Raw genomic sequence first — 22,681 nt, forward strand, 5'->3', positions numbered from 1 at the left:
ATATACAGTATAATTACAACTGTTTATTTATCCAGCTTTCAGTATACAAAGGACGATGGGTATGGCTTCTCTGGGCGTAGCCCGGCATGTTCAACAGCTTATTATACGACGAAATGTCGTATTTCCGATGGAAAGACGACAGCCGTTTATTTATTTAAATATGAGGTCAGATTACTTGATTTGAATAATATATCAAGACGTTACAATTATAAATCAAAGACAAATCATGGAAAAAAGCGGCAAATTGGCGTAATTACGGCAGAAAGACGACAAAAACACTACACTGTATATAAAAACATCTATTTTCTAAAAAAAAGGAAATAATATGGCTTCTCAATTTTTGTCAGCCATCGCTGAAAATATGCGCCTTAAACATTACGCGCAAAAAACCATCAAATCGTATTTATACTGGATTAAGATTTATATTAAATTCAATAAAAATACTCATCCTGTCCACTGCCATAATAAGGAAGTTGAACGGTTTTTATCTTATCTGGCAAATCAACGCCATGTCGCCCCTAAAACCCAAAGTTTAGCTTTAAATGCTCTGGTCTATTTGTATAAGGAGTTCTTAGATAATCCGCTTACTCTTGAGCTGAAATATAACCGCACAACAACACAACCCAAATTGCCAGTGGTCTTAACGGTAACAGAAACCGCCGCACTATTGCGCAATCTCCCGGCAGCTGTTTCACTGCCCTGCCAGCTTTTATACGGCAGCGGCCTGCGTTTAATGGAAGTATTACGGCTGCGTATTCAGGATATTGATTTTGATTACTTGTCAGTGCAGATCTGGCATGGAAAAGGCGGCAAACACCGACGTGTTACCTTAGCACGAGAGCTTGTTAAACCTTTACGTCAGCAAATTGAAGCTGCACGTTTATATTATGATCAAGACATGCTTAATAACGATTATTGCGGCGTGTATTTACCCTACGCAATGGCGGCAAAATTTCCTAATGCGCCGAAAGAGTTTGCCTGGCACTTTCTTTTCCCTTCTCACAATTTAAGTGTCGAGCCTGATACAGACAGCTTGCGTCGACATCATATCCATGAAAGTCACCTGCAGCGTTCGGTACGACAAACCGCCAGAAAATTAAAGTTTGAAAAACATGTGACCTGCCATACTTTACGCCACTCTTTTGCTACGCATTTACTGCAGCGAGGCGCAGATATCCGCACGGTCCAAGAACAATTAGGACATAGTGATATTCGTACGACACAGATCTATACACATGTATTACAGGCTGGGGCTAATTGTGTAAGAAGTCCATTATCCGACCTGTTAGAAATTGATACCGGCAGCCAGCAGAAAAGTGAAATTTGATATCTTTTCACAATAAATAATTATCTAAAAAAAAGGCACTGAACGTTTCACGAACAGTGCCTTGTATATTAGGATTTAAACCTACTCCGGCGAATAGCCAAGCAGGCTCTGCTCTAAACTCACCCCCTGCAGTTTCAGCTGGTTGACCCGCTGCAGATATGCTGCACCTTTCAGTAGGTGAAGTGCCACATCAACCGCTTTACGCTGGTTGTAATCCTGCAGATAAGTACCCTTCACCCAGCTGTTAAATGCACCTAAACTTGGACCGGCCCAAATCTGGTAATCCATTTCACGGCCCTTTTCACCGATATTTGACCAGCGTGAAGAGAGGCCTAAATACCAGCGGAAGATCAGCGCCATTTTACGTTTCGGACTGCTTTTTGCGCGTGCCAGCATTTCCGGATCCCGCTCATGGAAAAAGTCGATAGTACCCGCCCAGACATCATCAAGATTCTGACGGAAAATCTGCTTTTCGATTTTTTCCCGCTCAGCAGCCGGAATTGCTTCAATTGAATCATAATTCATATACAGGTCATAGAGCTTGTTAGCGCGCATGGCAAACATGGAGCCGCGTTTTACCACCTGCAGTTTTACGCCCATCTCAAACATATCAGCAGCCGGAGCCATAGTGACATCGGCCATTTCAACGCCGGCTAATAGTTTGCGGGTATGCTCAGAAGCCCCTGCTTCTATACAGGCCTGGTTTACTGAACCAAGTACAATATAAGCGGCGCCCATATTAAAGGCAGCCAGTGCTGCTTCCGGGGTTCCGATACCGCCGCCCGCACCAACACGCAATGCTGGAGAGAAGTTATACTGGGCTTGTATTTCATCACGCAGTGCAATAATAGTCGGCAGCAGAGTTAAAAATGGACGGTTATCCGTATGGCCGCCGGAGTCAGCTTCAGCGGTAATATCATCAGCCATTGGCACACGTTTTGAAAGCTCAGCCTGTAAAGGAGTGATTTTGCCCTGCGCTAACAGTTTATCAACCAGCTTCTGCGGCGCAGGCTCCATAAAGCGGCGCCCTACTTCGGTACGGGACACTTTGGCAATTACTTTATTGCCGATATTTACCGTACCGTCTGCATTTTCAGATAATCCCGCTAAACGGTACCAGACGATATGTTCAGTCAGCCCCAAATAAGCAGAAGCTTCAACGGTATCTACACCGAGTTTTAAGAAGCGTTCAACGGCGCCGCGCTCTAATGCTTCTTCAGCAGGCGCATGGATCAGGTTTACCGCAAACGGACCGTCCGGTAATTCAGCCTGGATACGTTTAATTGAATCTTCAATCACATCGGGTACTAAACCAGCAGCCCCGAATGAACATAAGAATCCCGCTTTACCTAAAGCGACAACCAGCTCAACAGAAGCAATGCCGTTAGCCATTGCGCCGCCGTGATAGGCATACTTAACCTTATGCTGCTGCTTAAATGCATCATCACCTAAGTCTTCGGGATTAAGCGCCTGGGCAAAAGCTAATACCGCTTCAGAACCCTGTGCCGATACTTCCTGACTCAAGCCTAAACCGGCACCATTTTGTGCAAGGTATACAGGTTTTTTTAAATCCATTAAGCGTTTTCTGATTTCACTGCTTTCGCTGTTAATCGCACCGGCCTCTACCTGCCATGCCCAGTTGATCTGATTTTTATTATTAAAAGTTAAAGCTGACATATTGTTCCTTTAAACCCGTGTTATTCATTTCAGTGCTGATAAAACAACACAGTTTTTATGTAAAGCACCTCTAAAATTCCGGCAGCACCGCCGCCGAAATTTTAAACATTTTAGGCTTCTACGATGCTCAATACGATGTTTTTCACTTCGTATATACGCAGGCCGTCTTTTGATAAGTTAGCATCACCCACTAAACGTACTTCACCAGACTCACGAATGATATCAGTAATATGCACATCTAAGCTCATCTGTTTATTAAGCGGGGTGATCTGACCACGGTATTTCCAGATAACATTAGTCAGCGGCGCTTCAAAACGCGGATTACTAAACTGTGCGCCTAAATCATTTTTCAATGCGTAAGTCTGCAGCAGCTCGATAATTGCTTCCACCCCAAGTGATCCAGGCATTACCGGATCTTGATGAAAATGGTAACGGAAGAACCAGTCACTGGCATCGATGGTACGTTCACCATAGATATAAGCCAACCCGGCTTTACCGCCGCCTTCAACAACTGACACAGTGTCCACAAAGTTCATCTGTCCGCCGGCTAAACGGTAATGCGGTTTAGCGGCCGGCGTCTGGAAGAACGGCAGCTGTTTATTTGTTAAATCAAAGCGTTCAATCTGCGCAGCCGGGGTATTGTTATCAACAAACCAGGCATGAGTGATTTTACCGTTATCTATGCCTAGCTGGTTAGTCAGTGATTCAGAGCTAAAGTAACCAAAGACTGCATTACCTTTATAGAAGGTTTCGCCGTCAACCAGCAGATCAAAAGTGAAGCTTTGAATAATTGCGCCGCCGGCCATACTAGTGCTCAGTAATACCGATTTATTAATAATCGTTTTACCGCGCAGGTCAATTTTCTTAAGCAGTTTGCCGCTGCCGTCAAGATTACGGAAGAACAGATCTTTTTCAGGATATTTAAGCGTGGTGCCCATATAACCGGAAATAAAACCGTTCGGCTGCAGTGCAATTTCCATAATCAATGAATACGGCATCCAGTTTTCATGGCTGTTTTTGGTAAAGTACCAGGCATCGTGCGGCACATAATACTCAGCGATACAGCTGGACGGATTTTTAAGATCCAGACGTTTACCTTTTACTTCCACAACCTGGGTCACGACCTGCAGATCACCACAGGGCGTACGCGGCGGAATGCGTCCTTTATAAACATCAAAGTCAGGACCGAAACATTTAGAGATGTTACCGGTGGCAAATTCAAACATATGCCACGGAGTAAACGGTGCCTGGTTAGGAATGCGGTTCTGTCCACTAACTAACGGGGCTTCATAATGTTTAATCGGCACCACGCCTTTTTCACGATGTGCGTTTAAATCTGATTCCACACGCATTAAAGGGCGCTGTGCATGCTTAAACGGCTGCACACCGCGTTCATCGGTGATCAGGTTATTCTCAACGTCATGAATAGCGGCACTGTCGATATCTTCAATATGCTTCTCTAATTCAGTTAATGCGCTGTCCACCGAAACACTGGTTGAACCTAATGTCTGCACCACATTGCTGGGCAGTGTTACCGGGTAAGGTGAGTTCGCATCCTGCTCTTTAATTTCCACACAAAGATTTTTGAAATCAACAACGACTTTGCCGTCCAGAATAATATCAATATTTGCTTTCATAAACGGGCGCGGCGACATACCCATTTCCGTGACTTCCATCCGGTAAGTCAGTGTATTACGCTGCGGCTGCACCTGACCGCGGCAGCGTACTGTCTGCGCCTGTCCCGGCATAGGCTGGAAACGAGCATTGTTAACTTCACTGTTCATGCCTAACCAGAGCATAAAGAACATCGCCATCTGTCCGCAGCCTTCCGACATTAACGAACCAGCCATCACCTGATCACCTTTAAAGTGACACGGGAAATACCAGTGATCCGGGTCGAGATCTTTCTGACCTTCTAATAAACCCAGTCCCCAGTGACCGCCGGTCGGATCAACTTTAGTGATACGCTCAATCATCAGGAATTTTTCCGACGAGAATTTCAGTGATGGATTACGTCCCTGCTGATCATATTCAGGTCCGAAACAGCCGCTGATATCACCGTTAACCAGCTTCATCATATCGTCATAACCATACAGGGTACGGTCATTATTAATCAGCGGTTTAAAGTAGGACTTCTGCGCATTAGTAAATTCAGCTTTATCTTTATCATTATGGATAACGCCTTTGCCGTCAGCCAGCTCTTCATCGGTGAAGAAACCAGCACAGCCGTTACGCATGATCAGGACTTTTTTATCACCAACGTAACAGTCGTAATGGAAGAAAAACAGCAGCTGTTCGCCGTTTTTCGCATAGGAATCGATATGGATTTCATAACGCAGGGTTTCGCCGCCGAAGGCCATCTCTTCTAAGAAGGTTAATTCACAGTCCAGCAGACGATAAACACGCTCACTTTTGTTCTGGAAGTCGATTCCTATAAAGGAGATCAGCATTAAATCACACTGACCGGATTCAACCGATACCGACCAGGGGATCTGACCGTCGATTAAAAACGGCGCATCGACAGGAATATCATATTCCGTGGCCATATAGGATTTTTTGTATTCATTAACTTTAGCATCAAGATCGGTAACACGGGTTACCAGCAGATAATCTGTGGTCGGCAGACGTACGCGGCGCGCATAGCTGTCGATAATCTTATATTCACTGCCGAATACTTTAGCGATATCACCTTCTGCAAATTCAACTAAATCGGCAGTATCGTAAATTACCTGTTTAGGTTTATTAAAGCGTTCCACTAAATTCAAAGGCGGATAAGCGTAACCTGAACTGCCCTTTATCTGAAAACCAGGAGCTTGAAAAACAGGAGCCGAAGAGGCAGATGCCTGCATAACGGCATTCGTCGCTGTAGTTAAAGGCGTGCCCGCAAGCACCTGTGTCTGTAGATTAATCAGTTTGGCAATCTGCTGCTCGGCCGCATGACGCGAACGAATAAATGCCTGGTGTGTTTTAGTCTGCTGGGCAATCTCTTTGGTAGTTTTACTGATCACACTGTTGTATTCACCAGTCTGACTGTTTGCACTGTGGTTCATAGGGTCTGCACCTCGACCTGTTTGTACAGGCTGTTGAGTATTAGGTGTAAAAGGTTCGGCAGCTGCCGTTAATAATTCCCGGTTAATGGTTAACACAGTTAAATTATTAGGGTTAGACAGCGCTGTTAACTGTCTGCCGTTAATCTGCTGACGCACCGCAGTAAATACAGGGTTAGCCTGCTCTTTCAAAATTGCTTCTTTGATGTCGGTGCCGCCTAAGGTGATGGTTTTAACCAGCGCTAATTTCTTTTTAGGCTGAGCATAAACAGGCGCTTGATGCGCTGAATTTGTCGATGATAAAATCAGATGCGCACAGCTTAAATCTTTCCCTAAGCCGTTAACTGCAGTGATAGAAGCACCTGGCCTCTGATCCAGCTGGAGTGCGGTTTTGATAATGCTCGCCATGCCTGAAGCGTTAAACAGATGGCCTACCTGACGTTTGACACTGTCAATCTGTGCGTTTGGATAACAGGCCGCAAAAGCGGCTTTCTCAGCCTGGTTATCAGCAGTAAAACCACTGGCAAAGGCTTCTACTGAGTTAACTGTTGAAGCATCTACAGCCGCTGTTCGGCAGGCTTTTGCACTGCTTTTTTCAATCGCGCCCGCATCTGTGCCGGTACTGAATACACAGGCATCAATATTAGCGTAAACCTGCTGCGGCTCTACTTGCGTACTTGGTTTAAGTACAAATGCACCCGCGCCTTCGCCGACAACCCACTGCTGCGAATCTAGGAGGTTGGGGCAGTTTGTGGCGTTTTCAGAAACACCGCCGTAAGACTGGCGTATGCTGATATTTTCCAGTGAACCGGCCAAATCTACACTGGCGATGATCACCGCTTCAACGTCAGATGTCTGGAACAAATTATCTGCTAACTCTACGCAGCGGTATACCGAGTTTTCTTCACTGGAAACGGTAAATGCCGGACCGGAGAAATCCCATAATGCCGAGATCCGCGAAGCCATTATATTACCGATAAAGCTGGTGTACTGGTTTAGCTGAGCAGCTGAAGCGATACTCTCTTTAGCGATGGCAGTTAATTCATCCTGCTGAGCGGCTGTTAAATGAATGCCCTGCTGCAGCAGACTCTCTTCAATCTGTGAGCTTAAATTTACCCGCCCGCGGTACTGATGCAGATCCAGCTCAATACCCATTGCCACTAATACAGCAACATTACTGCCCTCTTTAAGGCCGGCATCTTTAGCCGCATTATCTGCAACTTTCATCATCATCAGCTGCTGCGGAATGAGACAGTCTTGTTCATTCGGCGGTACTTTGAAACGTAAAAAGTCGATATCAAAGTTTTCTACATAGCCGCCTTTGGGCGCTTTATTTAAACCTAATGTCTGTTTAACCGTCGAATTTAAATCTAAACCTTTCCAGCGCTTTGGCGGCAGTTCACGAAAAGTAGTCTGATCGCCGTCCAGCAGGGTTTTAAATTCAGATAAGTCGGCAGCACTGCCGAACAAACAGTCCATGCCGATAATAGATAAAGGCGTTGAAGCTTTTGCCTGCACACTGTTGTCGGCCAGCGGTGTATTACCCGGCTGTAGAACCAAATGGGCATTACTGCCGCCGAAGCCAAATACACTGACACCGGCAGTACGGGTTTTCGATTCAGGAACGTTCCATGATACTGACTCCGTCGGCATCTGGGCAGCATCAAAATAACTGTTTTTAGAACTGATAGGATTCTTTAAACTGATAGTGGCAGGAATAATGCCTTCATTTAATGCCCAGATAGCTTTGGTCATGCCCGGCATACCGGCAGCTGTCAACAGGTGTCCTAAATTAGATTTAGCCGAGCTCAGCAGCGGTTTAGTGTGATACGCACTAAAGAAAGTCTCCATGGAAGTCAGCTCAACCTTGTCGCCTTTCGGCGTGCCCGTTGCATGACATTCAATGTAATCAACATCAGCCGGATTGACCTGCGCATCCTGATAAGCACGCTGATACGCAAGTACCTGCCCTTTAGAATTCGGACTTAATACAAACTCGCCTTTACCGTCATTAGACAGCGAGCCGCCTTTAATAACCGCATGGATCTTATCACCGTCACGCAGCGCATCACTGTGGCGTTTTAACACCATCATGCCTGCACCTTCAGCCGCAAACAGCCCCTGCGAATCTTTATCAAAAGGTGCATGGGTATTATTAGCCGGGAAAGCCTGGAAAATTGAAAAGCCCATATTAACAAACATAGGATCCGCACCGGAAACCGCACCGGCTAACATCATGTCAGCTTTACCGGTATGCAGATAATCACAGGCTAATTTAACACTGTAGCAGGATGACGCACAGGCGGCATCCAGTGATAATGAACTGCCGCCGAGTCCGGCAGCTTTACTTAATAACGCCGACGGGTAACCGGCAATTAAAGCATTATCCGAATGGACCTGTTTAGCTTTGGTGAAATTAGCCAGCTGAAAACTGTCTGAGGTTAACTGCTGCAGCGCGTTTTCCACCACATGGTGGTAAAAAGGCAGAAACAGATGATTAGATGATTTAGTCGGGAAAGACAGATTACCTAGAATCAGACCGCAGTGTTCAAGCTGTTCACTGCCCCAGTAACCGGCATCGGTTAATGCCTGCCGGGTAACATATAAGCCCCATTTGTTAAGGTCGTCTAACTGGTTAAGGTAACTTTCCTGTAAACCGTGCAGCGCAAACGGCCCGGCCTCAAATTCAAAGCCGCGAATATAACCGCCGTACATGCAGTAGAACTTGTCAGTATCGCCTTTTTTACCGTAATACTTTGCCGGATCAACCCCCATTTCAACTGCGCTGATCTGTTCGCGGTTATCCTGCTTTTCCAGCAGCTGCTGCCAGAACTGCTCTGGTCTACTTGAGCCGGGAAATAGATTCGCTATACCGACTACTGCAATGTTTTCCATAAATTCTCTCTGTATTTTTAATCTTTTAGCGGCTGAATAATCGAGCCGTAGAAAAAACTATCTAAATTGATTTTTACACCGAAGCTAAGCAGCTTGGCAGCCGCCCGCGCATAGGTGAGCTGATCATCGGTGCCTTTGGCGTTCACCGGCACACTAAGATGTTCAACAGCGCCCGCTTTGTCTTTTAAAATCTTATCCGTCCAGCTGCACAGTGAGCGCCCCGCGCCCATTTCGATATATACCGACGTACCTTTATCCGCAAGGGTATTAATCAGCCGCGGAAAATCAACGGGATCACAAAGGCATTTGGCAATGCTCACCGCAATCGCTTTTTTATGCTGCGGGATCGGCAGATAACATGAGCTGGAAATCATTTTAGTGCTAATACGTTCCGTCACATCCATGCTGTATAGATCCAGCATATTCTGATATTCCGCATGGGCTGGAGCGCTGTGAATCGCATTAGCCATATTCAACGGCATAGCACGCACGCCCAGACGTTTAATCACTTTTAAACAGTCGTCAGGATAACCGCCGATCACTAAGCTGTCCGGGGTATTAATAATGGTCACATAAACCCGTTCGCCCTGTGCAATGACCTCATTGACCTGCGCTAATGTGCCTTTAATGCTGTAGGTTTCCCAGATCTGCTCAAAGGTGCCGTCACTCACATCGGGCAGATTCCACAACTCGCGAATAGCACGCAGTTCACCGGATAATCGATGGTTAAAAGTGTCCGAAGCCGCTAAACGCGCACTCATCAAACCCGGCGAGTGCCAGCAGCCGAGTGCTGCAAACATACTGATTTCGCCCATACTGTATCCTGAGGCATAATCTGCATTAACTGCAAATACCTGTTCGAATATTTTGGTAAAAACACAGGCATAACCAACACCGCATTCGGCAATATTTGCCAGATCATTACGCAGTGCTAAATCCCGCTGTTTGAGCTGTTTGAAATCTAAAGCGGTTACCGAACGCGGGTTAAGCAGCTGATCTTTTAAACTGGCGCCGATATTGTCCGCCAGCGCAATGACACTGGGATAGATTTCCGGAAAAAGATGAAACAGATCCCGGCCTAACCCGACATAAGTTGCGCCGATCCCCGGATATAAAAATGCGACATTACTGCTGCTTTGCGGCTGACTGCTGAAATAACTGCCCTTGGGTGTTTTCCAGTCGCCCTGCTGCAAAAATGCATCAGGCACGCCTGTTAAAGCCAGAGTAATCTCTTTGGTTAATTCAGCGCCTGATTCGGCAATCAGCACCGCTTTATAAACTGAGTCGCGCTTAGTTAAATAGGTCTGATATAAAGATTCAGCTAAGCTTTTCAGATTTGTATCTGCACATGCTGGCAGTTCAGAAAGCTGCTTAAGCAGCCCCGCTTCACTATTATCGGCAATAATAAACAGAGACTGCGCAGAGCTGGCGTTAAAACCATTATGATGGACCTGCTGGTCACTGTTTTCCTGCACAATAATATGCGTATAGCTGCTTTTATTGAGACAGCTTAAGGCCGCATAACGCGGACTGTTATCTGCATTAGGAAAAACCGGTGCAGCCTGATTAAACAGATAAAACGGCGAAGCCAGCCAGTCTTCAAGCAGCTTCGCCTGCGGTGCAGTCCAGTCCTTAACAGCAGGACGATAGCGCTGCTGCAGGGCAAACAGCGTATTTATCAGGCTTAGCAGCTCTGATAACACAGCATTTTCGCCGAGCACACTTTTAGCACAGCTGATTGAAGTATTAAGTGTTTTATCACATCGATAAGCACCAAGCAGTGCCAGCTGTTCAATATTGTTAAGATCCGGATCAGCTGAAGCTGAGACCTCCACTGTGCTGATATCTGCGCTGTTAAGCGCGCAGTCGACAAAAGAACGTTTAATTACTTCTTGTGCATCGGATAAAACTGAGCTGCTGACCAGCGAATCGATCGTCGCATAAATATAACTGTTATTAGCCGCGGCAACCGACTCACTAGCCACTAATACACTGCTTACACCGTTATTAACACCGTAAGCTTCGAAGTTCTCAGCAAAACTGATAGTGGCTTTACCCTGGACAAGCTCTGTCTGACTACGCACATCTGCAGCCTGAATTAAAACCGCCAGGTTATGCTGATTAATAATCTGCTCAGTAAGCAGCAGCGCATCCGCTAAGCTGCACACAGTATGACTGCTGAAATAGTTGTGCTGTTCAGGAGCGCTGTGCTTTTGGTCAGTGATCATAATCACAGCGGTTTGACTGCGGTTAAGTTTATTAACCTGGAGCACACGGTCAGCAGACAGCTTATATAAATCCGCATTGCTGTAATGCTGCTGTAGTGAAGCAGCCGCATTAAACACTTCACCACGGTATAAGGCAGCTTCAAACTGATCAACATCAGTTAGACCATCAAGCTGCACATCAAAACCGATCAGCGCTAATTTTGTCTTAATACACTTAAAATCAGTCATGCTGTTCAGCCTGTAAAGCACTGCTCAATGCAGGGCGTTTAAACAGATCATTAAGACTGGCACTGGCAGTCACCTGCGCACCTGTTACAGCCGCCATAATCTGTTTATCGCGGTTAATCATCTGCACATCAGCCGTTACTTTTTTACCCTTATGCGCCGTAACAGTCAACTTCACATAAAAAGGTTCATCTAACGGAACCTGGGAGTAAACCGTCCAGGCCGCAGTGCTGCTTGGCAGACTGCCTAAACCTAACTGTTTACGCACCCAGACCAGCAGTGACTGATAAATCAGATCATCGGCAAAAACATTATTTACCTGTACATCAAATTCCCCCTGCACAGCGGCTACTGAACCATCGATCAGACAGCTCATCAGTAACCCCTGCTGATCACAGTAATTAACTGCGCTGAATCCCTGCAGGCTTGCTCCGTGAAACAAGGTGCCGTTTTCATACAGCTCACTAGCACTTGTCTGTTTCTCCGTGATCAACGCAGGAAGTTCACCAGAATACAGCGGCAGCTCCTGTTTCTCTCTGCTCAGAAGCAGTGTTGCACCGTAATGAAATTGCGAACGGTCAGCTGTCTTTTGGCTGCCGATCTTAACTTCAACGGTTAGCAGGTTTTCACTTGTCGAGACTAAAGTCAGGTCGATAAAATATTGATCGGCCTGTTTCCCGTCAAAAATAACACCCTTGAACAGTTTGTAGTTGTGCACTGCTGCACAGCTGTAACCACTATAGGTTTCAGCTGCAGCATCCACCATCCAAGCAATTGCACAGACAGTAGGGAAAACCTGATTTTCACCAATCTGGTGATCAGCAATAAAAGGATTGTTAGCCGCTAAAAGTGTTTTAGATAAGCGGCTAACTAACGGCTTTTTTACAGCAGTTACCTCTTTATTTTCAGTTTTCAGCTCAGTCAGAGGCGCACTCTGCGGTTCCGGCTCCCCTCCCATATCGTTTCCAACCAGGATCTGCGGGCAGCGGTTGCTGTCAGCGGCTAATTCATTGAGCAGCAGCTCAGCCCCGGCATCTAAAGGAATGATATACACACCACGGTCGTTAAACATACGTTTAAGCTCTGGTGTTACCATGCCGCCGTCCCAAGGGCCCCAGTTAAAACTCAGTACCTGAGCAGTCGGATTAAGTGCTTTAAAGCGGTAAGCTGTTTTATTTAATATATCGTTAGCAATTGAGTAATCTGACTGCCCTGGATTTCCGTAGAAACCGGCAGCCGATGAGAACAACACTAAATGTTTAATCTGCTCCTGCTGGCAACAAGCCAGCATGGATAACAGACCGTCAATTTTGGTGCTGTAAACGGCTTCGAAATCAGCCAATGTTTTCTGCTCGATAAATTTATCTGCCAGTACACCTGCGCCATGGATAAGTCCGGTTATCGGCCCCCAAAGATCAGTAATCGGTTCAACTGCATCCTTCACACTGGCTGCATTTGTCACATCTGCGCTGACATATTCAGCAATACCACCGGCAGCGGCAACTGCATCTAATGTTGCTTTGATTTCACGATTAGCGAGAACAGGACGAATAAAGGCTGAAATTCGCACCGGCGTTGGTTTTTCACCAGAGGTTAGCAGCGACTGCATGGCCGCTTTTTTAAGTTCAGCCTGATCATTAATTCCATTTGCCCAACTCGGCTCGTCACTCTGATATTTCGAGCGTCCTAACAGGATAAACTTCGACTGATACTGCTTCGCTAAACGGATAATACAATGTGCAGTGACACCTTTTGCGCCGCCGCTGACTAGAAATACAGAATCACAATTTATGCTGTTACCTGCCGGCAGTGCATAACTATCGGTTTTTTCTCCAACCAGCGTTAAACGTCCGTTATTATTAAAACCAACTTCAACTGGATTTGTATCAGCATCGTTTAACTCTTCAACAAGCAGTTTAGCGACTTTGTCAGCAGCAAACTTGGCAGCCACATCAACGACACGGCAGAATACATTCGGCCATTCATGGGCTAACGTTTTCACTAAACCGCACAACCCTCCCTGTACCAGGTCAGAATTAAGCTGGTTATTCTCCAGACCAAAAGCCCCCCCCTGACGGGTTAGCACCACAAATGACGACCGGACTTCATTATTGTCCGCACTGCTGTTTTTCCCTAAACCGGACAGTTTTGCTAATAAAAATGCTAACTGCAGGCCTTGCTTATAAACCACTGGATATTCAATACCGCTAACATCACTTTTAGGGTGTAGATAGATAATGCTGGTCCAGATATCCTGCGTTGCTAAAACGGCAGTCAGCTCTTTTTCATCAAGCTCAGCCAGTTCAATAACATTAACTTTTTCAGCAAAAGTTTTTGAGCTTACGGTTTTCACCCATGACGGTTTTAATACTGTAACAGCCCAGCCTAAAAGAGTTAATTTGTCTGCCAGACGTACACAGCAGCCTTCACCGTCATCAACTAATAACAGATTCTGACCGTTAACATTGCTGTCGATTGTTTTAACGGCATCTAAATGTTTAATAACAACCGTTGCACTGGGTGCCGGTTGAAAATCAGCAGCAGGCGGCAGTTCAACAACCTCAGACTGCGCTGCAGCGGCAGAACTATCGATTTGTGCTTCGCCCTGTTCACTCATATAAGTAACAATCTGACCTAAGGTGCGCAGATCAGCTAAAGCTTCGGCATTAAGCTCCGGCAGTTGTGGAATTTCATCCTGCACCGCACCTAATATTTCTACACGTTTAATTGAGTCGATACCCAGGTCCGCTTCCATATCCATGCTTAGTTCGAGCATTTCTGATGGATATCCGGTTTTGTCAGCCACCACATCCATCATCACAGCCTGGATTTTTGCTAAATCAAGCTGCACTTTGCTGTTAGTCGTAATCGGTACAATTTCGGCAGAAACCAGTGAACTAGCCTCAACCGTTTCATTCATATAAGTAACGATTTCACCCAGAGTGCGCAGCTCAGCTAACGCTTCTGGATTTAATTCCGGCAGGTCAGCAATTTCATCCTGCACTGCACCTAAGATTTCCACTCGTTTGATTGAGTCGATACCCAGGTCCGCTTCCATATCCATGCTTAGTTCCAGCATTTCCGCCGGGTAACCAGTTTTATCGGCTACCACATCCATCATTACAATTTCAATTTGAGCTAAATCGATAGCGACAGTTTTTACTGTCACCGGCTCCTGCATTGCCTGCGTGGTAACCACTTCAGCTGCCGGCGCTTTTGACTGCATGTAATTGACGATTTCACCCAGCGTTCTCAGCTCAGCAAGATCTTCCGGGTTCAGCTCCGGCAGGTCAGTGATTTCATCCTGCACTGCGCCGAGGATCTCAACACGTTTAATTGAATCGATCCCTAAATCCGCTTCCATATCCATGCTCAGTTCGAGCATTTCAGACGGATAACCCGTTTTATCGGCAACCACTTTAAGCATCACACTCTGGATATTTTCTAAATCCAGTAATGCACCTGTTGATACATTAATCGGTACTACTTGTGCACTTTGAGCCGGAGCAGCCGGCGCTTGTGACTGTATATAACTAACAATTTCACCGAGAGTGCGCAGCTCAGCAAGATCTTCCGGATTTAGTTCCGGCAGGTCTTGAATTTCATCCTGAACTGCGCCGAGGATCTCAACACGTTTGATCGAATCAATACCCAGATCCGCTTCCATATCCATGCTCAGTTCCAGCATTTCTGATGGGTATCCGGTTTTATCAGCCACCACATCCAGCATTACCGTTTGGATTTTGTTAACATCAACAACGGCTGTCGGAGGCGTTTGCACAGCTGGTGCAGCCGGCGCTTTAGACTGCATATAAGTAACGATTTCGCCTAAGGTGCGCAGCTCAGCAAGGTCTTCCGGATTTAGTTCCGGCAGGTCGTTTATTTCATCCTGCACTGCCCCAAGGATCTCAACGCGTTTAATAGAATCAATACCTAAGTCCGCTTCCATATCCATGCTTAGTTCCAGCATTTCTGATGGGTATCCGGTTTTATCAGCCACAACATCCATCATTACCGTCTGGATTTTATTAACATCAACTGCGGCAGCTGGTGCATCCGTTTGGCTAACAACTACTGCAGCTGGAGCTTTAGACTGCATATAAGTTACGATTTCACCTAAAGTGCGCAGCTCAGCAAGGTCTTCCGGATTTAGTTCCGGCAGGTCAGCAATTTCATCCTGTACAGCACCAAGGATCTCAACACGTTTAATAGAATCAATGCCTAAGTCAGCTTCCATATCCATGCTTAGTTCGAGCATTTCAGATGGATAACCGGTTTTATCGGCAACCACTTCCAGCATTACCGTCTGGATTTTATTCACATCCACAGCAGTGGTTTGTGCAGCGGGAGCAGTTTGTGTCGCAGCCGGTGTGGAAGGTACAGCCGGTGCTTTAGACTGCATATAAGTTACGATTTCACCTAAAGTGCGCAGCTCAGCAAGGTCTTCCGGGTTTAGTTCCGGCAGGTCTGCAATTTCATCCTGTACAGCACCAAGGATCTCAACACGTTTAATAGAATCAATGCCTAAGTCAGCTTCCATATCCATGCTTAGTTCGAGCATTTCAGCAGGATATCCGGTTTTATCGGCAACCACATCCAGCATCACAGTCTGAATTTTGTTTACATCCACGACTGGTGCAGCTTGTATAACTGGCGGCGTTTGCGCTGTCGGTGCAGAAGCAGCCGGCGCTTTAGCGGTCTGACTGTTTTGAATAGTCTGATGGGTTTTCTTAAGCTGTTCCGGCATAGTCAGCGGCGCAGCTTTAACAGTTTTAGCTGAAGAGGCAGCGGCAGCTGGCGCTGTAGAAACAGGCTGGATCTGAGTCGCTGTGATAGACTTCTGCTGCTCAGGTAATGCAGACAGCATCTGCTGCATATTATCTGTCTGGCTGTTCAGGTAAGTTTCATGTACTCGTAATGTTTCTGACTGGAAATCATGATACATAGCAAGTGTTTTATCTAAGCTTTCCGGTAGTTCTGCTGCACCGGCCTGCGCCTGTAATACATTCTGGAAAGTCTTGGCATATTCCTGCGGCCCCTGCATGTATTCCTGATGTACATTTAACAGCTGTGCCTGATGATTTACAAATTGACTGACACTTTGTTCAATTGACTCTGCCAGCTGCGCATTATCAGCGCCGGCTGCAGGAGCCGCATTGCCGGCCGGTGAACCGTCGGCTTGAACATAAACAATCTTCTCCACTACTTTTTCAACAATAACTTCTTTGATCACCTCTTTAACAACCACTTTTTCCTGATGCTGCGGCGCAGTCAGCTGCCAGCCGTCATTTAAAGCATCAGTAAATGCTTTTTGGGTTTTAGGGCTGACATAAGCGGCACCGGTTAATTTCATCGCCAATGGCGAGCGTTTTGGCGGTGTTGTCGGGCGGGCCACGGCATTGTACGGGTCAATGTCAGCTAGTGATAAACCTAATACCGCCATTTCCAGTGCGGCTAAACGCAGCTGCAGATCCGCTGATTTTTTAGGACTGCTGTTAACAGCAATGGTAGTTACGTCGTTTTTGTCTTTTAAGATATTGTCCACTAAACGGGTTAACACGTTTTTAGGACCAAACTCGATAAAGATACGTCCGCCGGCATCATAAAGATTATCAATTTCATCATTAAAATGAACTGACTGCAGAATATGCTTTTTCAGGCTGTCTTTAATCTCAGACGGCTGGTCAGAATGGACCTGTGCAGTGCCGTTAGCAAATACCGGAATAAGCGGCGCCTTAAACTCAACACTGTCAATTACATCCGCAAATGGTTTTTGTGCATGTCCGACTAATTCTGTATGAAATGCAGCAGAAACCGGCAGCGGTACTACTTTGTAACCTTTGGCTTGTAGTGTTTCAACAGCGATAGTTACCTGACTGCTTACACCGGCAATTACGACCTGATTATTAGAGTTATAGTTAGCAATCGATACATCTTTAATGTCTTTAATATCATCTGCAACGCCAGAAGGTGAACCCACAACAGCGGCCATAGTACCGGCATCAAAGTTTTCATCCTGCGGCGCGGCCATTGCCTCTCCGCGGCTGCGTGCTAAAGTCATGTAGTCTTGTTCAGATACTACGCCGGCAGCCCATAATGCCGTTAACTCACCAAAACTGTGTCCGGCAGTAAAATCAGCACTGAATCCAGCCTGTTTAAAGGTATTGTATAAACCAACACTGAAGGTACCGATCGCAGGCTGCGCATGTTCTGTTAAACGTAAACTGTTTTCCTGCGCAGTGACTTTTTCTTTATCAAATACAGGGATCGGATAAACAAATGATGATAGTTGGGTTTTACCAGCTTCGCTGAACTGACTGTCCATAGCGGCATTAGCAGCTAAAACAGACGGGAAGTTACAGGTTAGATCGCGGCCCATATTAACGTACTGTGAACCCTGCCCGGAAAACAGTGCCACCACTTTACCAGCTGTTTCTAAACCCGACTCACGGTAATAGATACCCGTTGGTCTGCTCCAGGAAGCGCTGTCGTCAGAGGCCAGCTGTTTTATTATTTGTCCAATTTCGCTAAGCGCCTGCTCCGCATTTTTAGCGGCAAAACCACAACGCGCTAATTCACGATGCGGTGTTTTTAACGGGTTTTCAGTCACTAAAACATTAAAAGCAAAAGACTGCAGATCAGCATCAACCGCTAATTTTTCACTCCAGCTTTTTAAACTCTGCTGCAGTGCAGCTTTATCAGCAGCACTGATAATAATTGTCTGCGCCACTTCATTTAAACGATAGGCCCCAGAATGCGCCGCTTTATACTCTTCTAGAACAAAGTGGAAATTTGTACCGCCAAAACCAAAGGAGCTGATACCGGCACGACGTTTAACACCGTCGGCACGCGGCATCCACGGTCGCGTTTCATTATTAATATATAAAGGCGTGTTTTCAATATCTAAATTAGCATTCGGTTTATCAACGTTAATGGTTGCCGGCAGCACTTTGTGATGCAGTGCCAGCGCAGCTTTAATCATACCCGCAGTACCAGCGGCGGCTTTAGTATGGCCGACTTGCGATTTAACCGAGCCTAACGCAATATGCTGCTTCTGATTGTTATTCTCGCTGAACATCATATTCAAACCGGAAAACTCAGCAGCATCACCCGCTTTAGTTCCAGTACCATGCGCTTCAATCAGTCCGCAGGTAAGCGGATCAAATCCAGCATCAGCATAAGCACGTTTCAGCGCTTTAACCTGCCCTTCCGGACGCGGCGCATAAATTGATTTAAAACGACCGTCTGATGAACTGCCGATCCCTTTAATCACAGCATAAATTCTATCACCGTCACGTTCAGCATCTTCTAAACGTTTCATGGCGATCATACCCACACCTTCACCAATCATCATGCCGTTAGACTGATCATCAAAAGGACGGATATTTTCTCCATCGGTAAACGCAGGCGTTTTAGCAAATGACATATACATAAACGGCGAGTTATCACAGCACACGCCGCCGGAAAGCATCATTTCTGAACGGTATTCTAATAAGTCAGATACAGCCATTTTAATAGCGGCTAATGAACCGGCACAGGCGGCATCAACCACGCAGTTTGTACCACCTAAATCAAAACGGTTAGCAATACGGCCGGCAATAACATTACCCAGCATACCCGGGAAAGAATTTTCTTCCCACGGGATATAAGCTTTTTTAAATTTGTCGATAATCACCGCGCAGTCTGCTTCACTAACACCCGACGCTTTTAATACTTTTTCTAATACCGGGCCCTGCAGACGAGAAGTCAGCGGTGCGATCTGTTTCTGACCGCCGCCTACTCCCAGCGTAATACCGACTTTGTCACGGTCATAACCGTTTTCATCACTGATACCGGCATCGGCTAATACATCACGGGCAACCACTAAGGACATTAACTGGGTAATATCGGTTAATTCTAAAATATTCGGCGGCAGACCAAACTCCATCGGATCAAAGTCAATCTCAGGAAGAAAACCGCCGCGTTTACAGTAAGTTTTATCAGCGGCTTTTTTGTCACTGGAGTAATAATCATCAACCGCCCAGCGGTCTTCAGGGATATCTTTAATGCCGTTGACTGACTCAACAATATTGTCCCAGAACTGCTCGAGGTTTTTAGTTTCAGCAAATACGGATGCCATACCGACAATGGCAATCGGACATTCCTGTAAGCGTGAATTTAGTTGTTTATCTTCGTTCAAAGCATGCTCGCTTATTGTTGAGTTATTAGATGTCTGCTTGTTTGATTTATTCTGCTTAGCCAAGTGATTACTCCAGTTATGACTTATCTGCATTTTCAGATGTTGTTAATCTGCTAGATTTTTTATCTAACAAGCGAAAACGGCTTAAAAATTCGTTGTAGTTTCTTACTAGTACACGGCGCACATGAAACGGCGCTTTTAACAGAACGTATCTGATATAGCGCTGAGCGGCCTGGTATTCATCATCGTCGTACAGGTCAACATATACCCAGCTGCTGTCCGGATCATGCGCCATTAAAATACGCTGTGGTTTAGTCTTATTTTTTGCAGCCGAAGCACTAGATGCGGGCAGTGTAATTAAATAAACCTGTACCACATCCAGACTGCTTAACTCGCAGTCCATATTCTCTGGTACAGCCTCACCGCCCTGTTGAGCCAGCTGCAGACGCATCTGATTCAAAAAATCCGTCATTCCCTGCGGGGTGATCACCGTATTGAGTACTTCACTAGACAAGCTTTCCTCAATGGCAACCTGCACATAGGCATCACTGCTGCAGCTGTCATCAAAGGAATCCATATCTGCTAGCCGGGAAACGCCGTGGCGTTTAAGACAGCGCTGCAGGCCCGCACGCGAAACATCGGCATTAATAAACTCCCTGCACACAGCGAGTAATTCATCTAATGAAAGTTTTAAACGTATGCGCAGCTGTACAACTACATACTGCTGTGCGGTGGTTAAGGTAGTATTTAACTGTTTGGGAATATGCGAACCGTCATCGGTACTCGCGCGTTTGCGCCACTTACGTACCGTTGATTCAGAGACTTTCAGCAGCCGTGCTAATACTGCTGTTGCAAGATCAGATTCATGGATAAAAGCACGCATTTCTGGTGTGGTTGTTGCGTTTTTATGTTGTTTGGGCATTTATAAACTACTTAATTAAGTGAATATTCTGCTTACGACGAGAGTAGAAGCAGTAATATACACAGGTATCACACCCTATACAATCACCCGAAACTAAATTTACACTTTATGTGATAAGAGGCATTTTTGCGCACAAAAAAAGCGCATAAGCGCGCTCTTAAATAGTTGTTTTTGATTAATATTTAATACTCAGAAGCAAAACTTACTGGCTTATATTCCCTAAAACCGGTTGATGAATGCATATGTGGTATTCTGTGTACAGGTCTGAAATTTATTTATCCTTATCAACTGTCGGTATAAGCAGCAGATTATTATATTTGATCTCCTCCTCAGGAAAACACTTTGTTACCTGCTGTCCTTTTTCACCTAACGAACGGCTGTAAAGCTTATGCACTTGGCAGCCGGTGCAGTAGTTGTCTTTTTGTGCAAATGTACCTTGAATTTCGCCGCCGCAAAGAGTCCCTGCTACCGCCCAGCAGCTGTGACCAAGCTTTTCTTTTGAAACGATACACTCACCGAGCTCAGAGACTTTAGAGCAGCCTTTTTCTCGCCCGCAGTCCATTATCTCCCAGCAGTTTTTTAACTTTTCTTTCATTTTTCTCCCTGTGTACAGACACACATTAGTTTTAATGCACACGTCCCTCAATAATAATTCCGAACAAACGTATATTAGTATAAAGCACAGATGGCTTTATACGGCATTCAGCTTCATTGTTTATAGGTTTATAAGCTTAATGATTCAATTTATCTGCTTATGTGCACATTTTTGAACATAATTACTACCGGCAGTCAGAAATTCTGAAGCCGGTTAAACTCTCCTTTTACTTGCAGATTAATTTAGGGCAACAAAACAGGGGACCTGGCAGCACTTTTCATTTCTAATATTCTCTGCCGCACATAAATGAAACATCGCCGTCATTAGTGAATAAACTGCATAGATCCAGTAATGATAAAAATATATACTGCTGACTTAATAAAATTATCAACAAAACATGGGTTATTCAGAACACTAATTCAGCGATATAGTCGCTATTGCCGCAGCCTGTTTTGCCTGCTTTTACTAAATTATCGATGAGCATGAACAAGGAATTTCATGAAAAAAGTAATAACTGAAGTAGTAATACTAGTGTCATTGACCCTATTTTCTTTTATTACTCATGCTGCTGATTTCAAACCCGCAATCGCATATGACCTTACAGATATATTTGATAAATCTTTCAATCAGGCGGTTTATGAAAATGGTGTGATACACTTTACAAAAGAGACAGATATTAAGGTTCGTAATTTCTTTCCTACCAATGATATTAACCATGAACAAGGGCTTGAACGTTTAGCTAAACGTGGCTACAACCCCATTTTTGCAGTTAGTTTCCTGTACACCACCGCATTGATAGAGACTGCCCGCAAATATCCAGAAACTCAATTTATTATTATTGATTCTGTTGTTGATTTACCAAATGTAAAATCCATTGTATTTAAGGAGCATGAAGGTTCATTCCTTGTTGGTGCATTAGCCGCGCTAAAATCTAAAAATAACAAGGTTGGCTTTATTGGTGGTATGGATATTCCGGTTATCCGTAAATTTGCTTGTGGATATGAGCAAGGTGCTAAATATATCAATAAAGACATACAAGTGTTTCAAGATATGACCGGCTGGACTAATGCTGCCTGGTCAAATCCTGTTTATGGTGCTGAGTTAGCCAAAACTCAATTTGCTAAAGGAGCAGATGTCATATTCGCAGCTGCGGGCGGCACAGGTGTAGGTGTTTATCAAGCAGCGAAAGATGAGGGAATGTATGCAATCGGTGTTGACTCTAACCAGAATTACTTACAACCAGGTATCATGCTCACCTCTATGGTCAAAACTGTTGGTATTGTCACCTACCAAACTCTAAAAGATATTCAAGCAGGTAAATTCTCTGCCGGCGTGGAGAGGCATGGACTAAAAGAGAATGGTATTGACTGGGCTTTAGATAAATATAACCGTTCAATAGTTTCCCCTACGCTGGAAGCTAAAATTAATAAGATCAAAAAACAAATTATAATGGGTGAGATAACAATAGATGATTATATTACTCACAATAGCTGCGTCTATTAAATGCGGATTGTAAACCTGAATTCTGCTTCCTAAATTTCAATCTGCACCGAAAACCAACTTACCTACGGCAGATTATTTGATTA

The 22,681-nt window shown here is 45.2% G+C and carries 9 protein-coding genes; 3 read left to right on the forward strand and 6 right to left on the reverse strand.

Annotated elements, in window-relative coordinates:
• A partial coding sequence (locus G327_RS27210) for a hypothetical protein (RefSeq protein WP_033298475.1) occupies positions 1–324 on the forward strand: 324 nt, incomplete at its 5' end.
• Position 325: 1 nt separating this feature from the next.
• The gene (locus tag G327_RS0116045) at positions 326–1,327 is read left to right on the forward strand and encodes an integron integrase (protein WP_019615818.1); all 1,002 of its coding nucleotides are present in this window, start codon (positions 326–328) and stop codon (positions 1,325–1,327) included.
• A gap of 81 nt (positions 1,328–1,408) precedes the next feature.
• Here the strand turns inward: G327_RS0116045 and G327_RS0116050 are convergent, their stop codons facing one another.
• The 6 genes from G327_RS0116050 to G327_RS24920 all read right to left on the reverse strand — a co-directional run bounded on the left by G327_RS0116050 (position 1,409) and on the right by G327_RS24920 (position 21,095).
• Positions 1,409–3,004, reverse strand: coding sequence for a PfaD family polyunsaturated fatty acid/polyketide biosynthesis protein (locus G327_RS0116050; RefSeq protein WP_019615819.1), 1,596 nt, complete (start codon positions 3,002–3,004; stop codon positions 1,409–1,411).
• A 110-nt stretch (positions 3,005–3,114) separates the two neighbouring features.
• Entirely contained in the window at positions 3,115–8,946 is a 5,832-nt protein-coding gene (locus tag G327_RS0116055) for a hotdog fold thioesterase (protein ID WP_019615820.1), read from the reverse strand.
• Positions 8,947–8,963: 17 nt separating this feature from the next.
• Positions 8,964–11,402: a PfaB family protein gene (locus G327_RS0116060; RefSeq protein ID WP_019615821.1), complete on the reverse strand. Its 2,439-nt coding sequence runs from the start codon at positions 11,400–11,402 to the stop codon at positions 8,964–8,966.
• Positions 11,395–19,671: a type I polyketide synthase gene (locus G327_RS0116065; protein WP_019615822.1), complete on the reverse strand. Its 8,277-nt coding sequence runs from the start codon at positions 19,669–19,671 to the stop codon at positions 11,395–11,397. The genes G327_RS0116060 and G327_RS0116065 overlap by 8 nt, the downstream gene beginning before the upstream one ends.
• Positions 19,655–20,500: a hypothetical protein gene (locus G327_RS0116070; protein WP_019615823.1), complete on the reverse strand. Its 846-nt coding sequence runs from the start codon at positions 20,498–20,500 to the stop codon at positions 19,655–19,657. The genes G327_RS0116065 and G327_RS0116070 overlap by 17 nt, the downstream gene beginning before the upstream one ends.
• A 271-nt stretch (positions 20,501–20,771) precedes the next feature.
• A complete protein-coding gene (locus tag G327_RS24920; protein ID WP_019615824.1) occupies positions 20,772–21,095 on the reverse strand; it encodes a two-CW domain-containing protein in 324 nt (107 codons plus the stop codon).
• Positions 21,096–21,593: 498 nt separating this feature from the next.
• Between G327_RS24920 and G327_RS0116080 the strand changes: the two genes are divergently transcribed.
• Entirely contained in the window at positions 21,594–22,598 is a 1,005-nt protein-coding gene (locus G327_RS0116080; protein ID WP_019615825.1) for a BMP family lipoprotein, read from the forward strand.
• The last annotated feature ends 83 nt before the right edge of the window (positions 22,599–22,681 follow it).

Origin of the sequence: Psychromonas ossibalaenae ATCC BAA-1528, from assembly GCF_000381745.1 — a bacterium.
Taxonomy (GTDB): Bacteria; Pseudomonadota; Gammaproteobacteria; order Enterobacterales; family Psychromonadaceae; genus Psychromonas; species Psychromonas ossibalaenae.

What these genes read in the sequence shown, in the direction of transcription:
- G327_RS0116045 (WP_019615818.1), top strand. Translation starts at nt 326, where the DNA reads ATGGCTTCTCAATTTTTGTCAGCCATCGCTGAAAATATGCGCCTTAAA.
- G327_RS0116050 (WP_019615819.1), bottom strand. Translation starts at nt 3,004, where the DNA reads ATGTCAGCTTTAACTTTTAATAATAAAAATCAGATCAACTGGGCATGG.
- G327_RS0116055 (WP_019615820.1), bottom strand. Translation starts at nt 8,946, where the DNA reads ATGGAAAACATTGCAGTAGTCGGTATAGCGAATCTATTTCCCGGCTCA.
- G327_RS0116060 (WP_019615821.1), bottom strand. Translation starts at nt 11,402, where the DNA reads ATGACTGATTTTAAGTGTATTAAGACAAAATTAGCGCTGATCGGTTTT.
- G327_RS0116065 (WP_019615822.1), bottom strand. Translation starts at nt 19,671, where the DNA reads ATGCAGATAAGTCATAACTGGAGTAATCACTTGGCTAAGCAGAATAAA.
- G327_RS0116070 (WP_019615823.1), bottom strand. Translation starts at nt 20,500, where the DNA reads ATGCCCAAACAACATAAAAACGCAACAACCACACCAGAAATGCGTGCT.
- G327_RS24920 (WP_019615824.1), bottom strand. Translation starts at nt 21,095, where the DNA reads ATGAAAGAAAAGTTAAAAAACTGCTGGGAGATAATGGACTGCGGGCGA.
- G327_RS0116080 (WP_019615825.1), top strand. Translation starts at nt 21,594, where the DNA reads ATGAAAAAAGTAATAACTGAAGTAGTAATACTAGTGTCATTGACCCTA.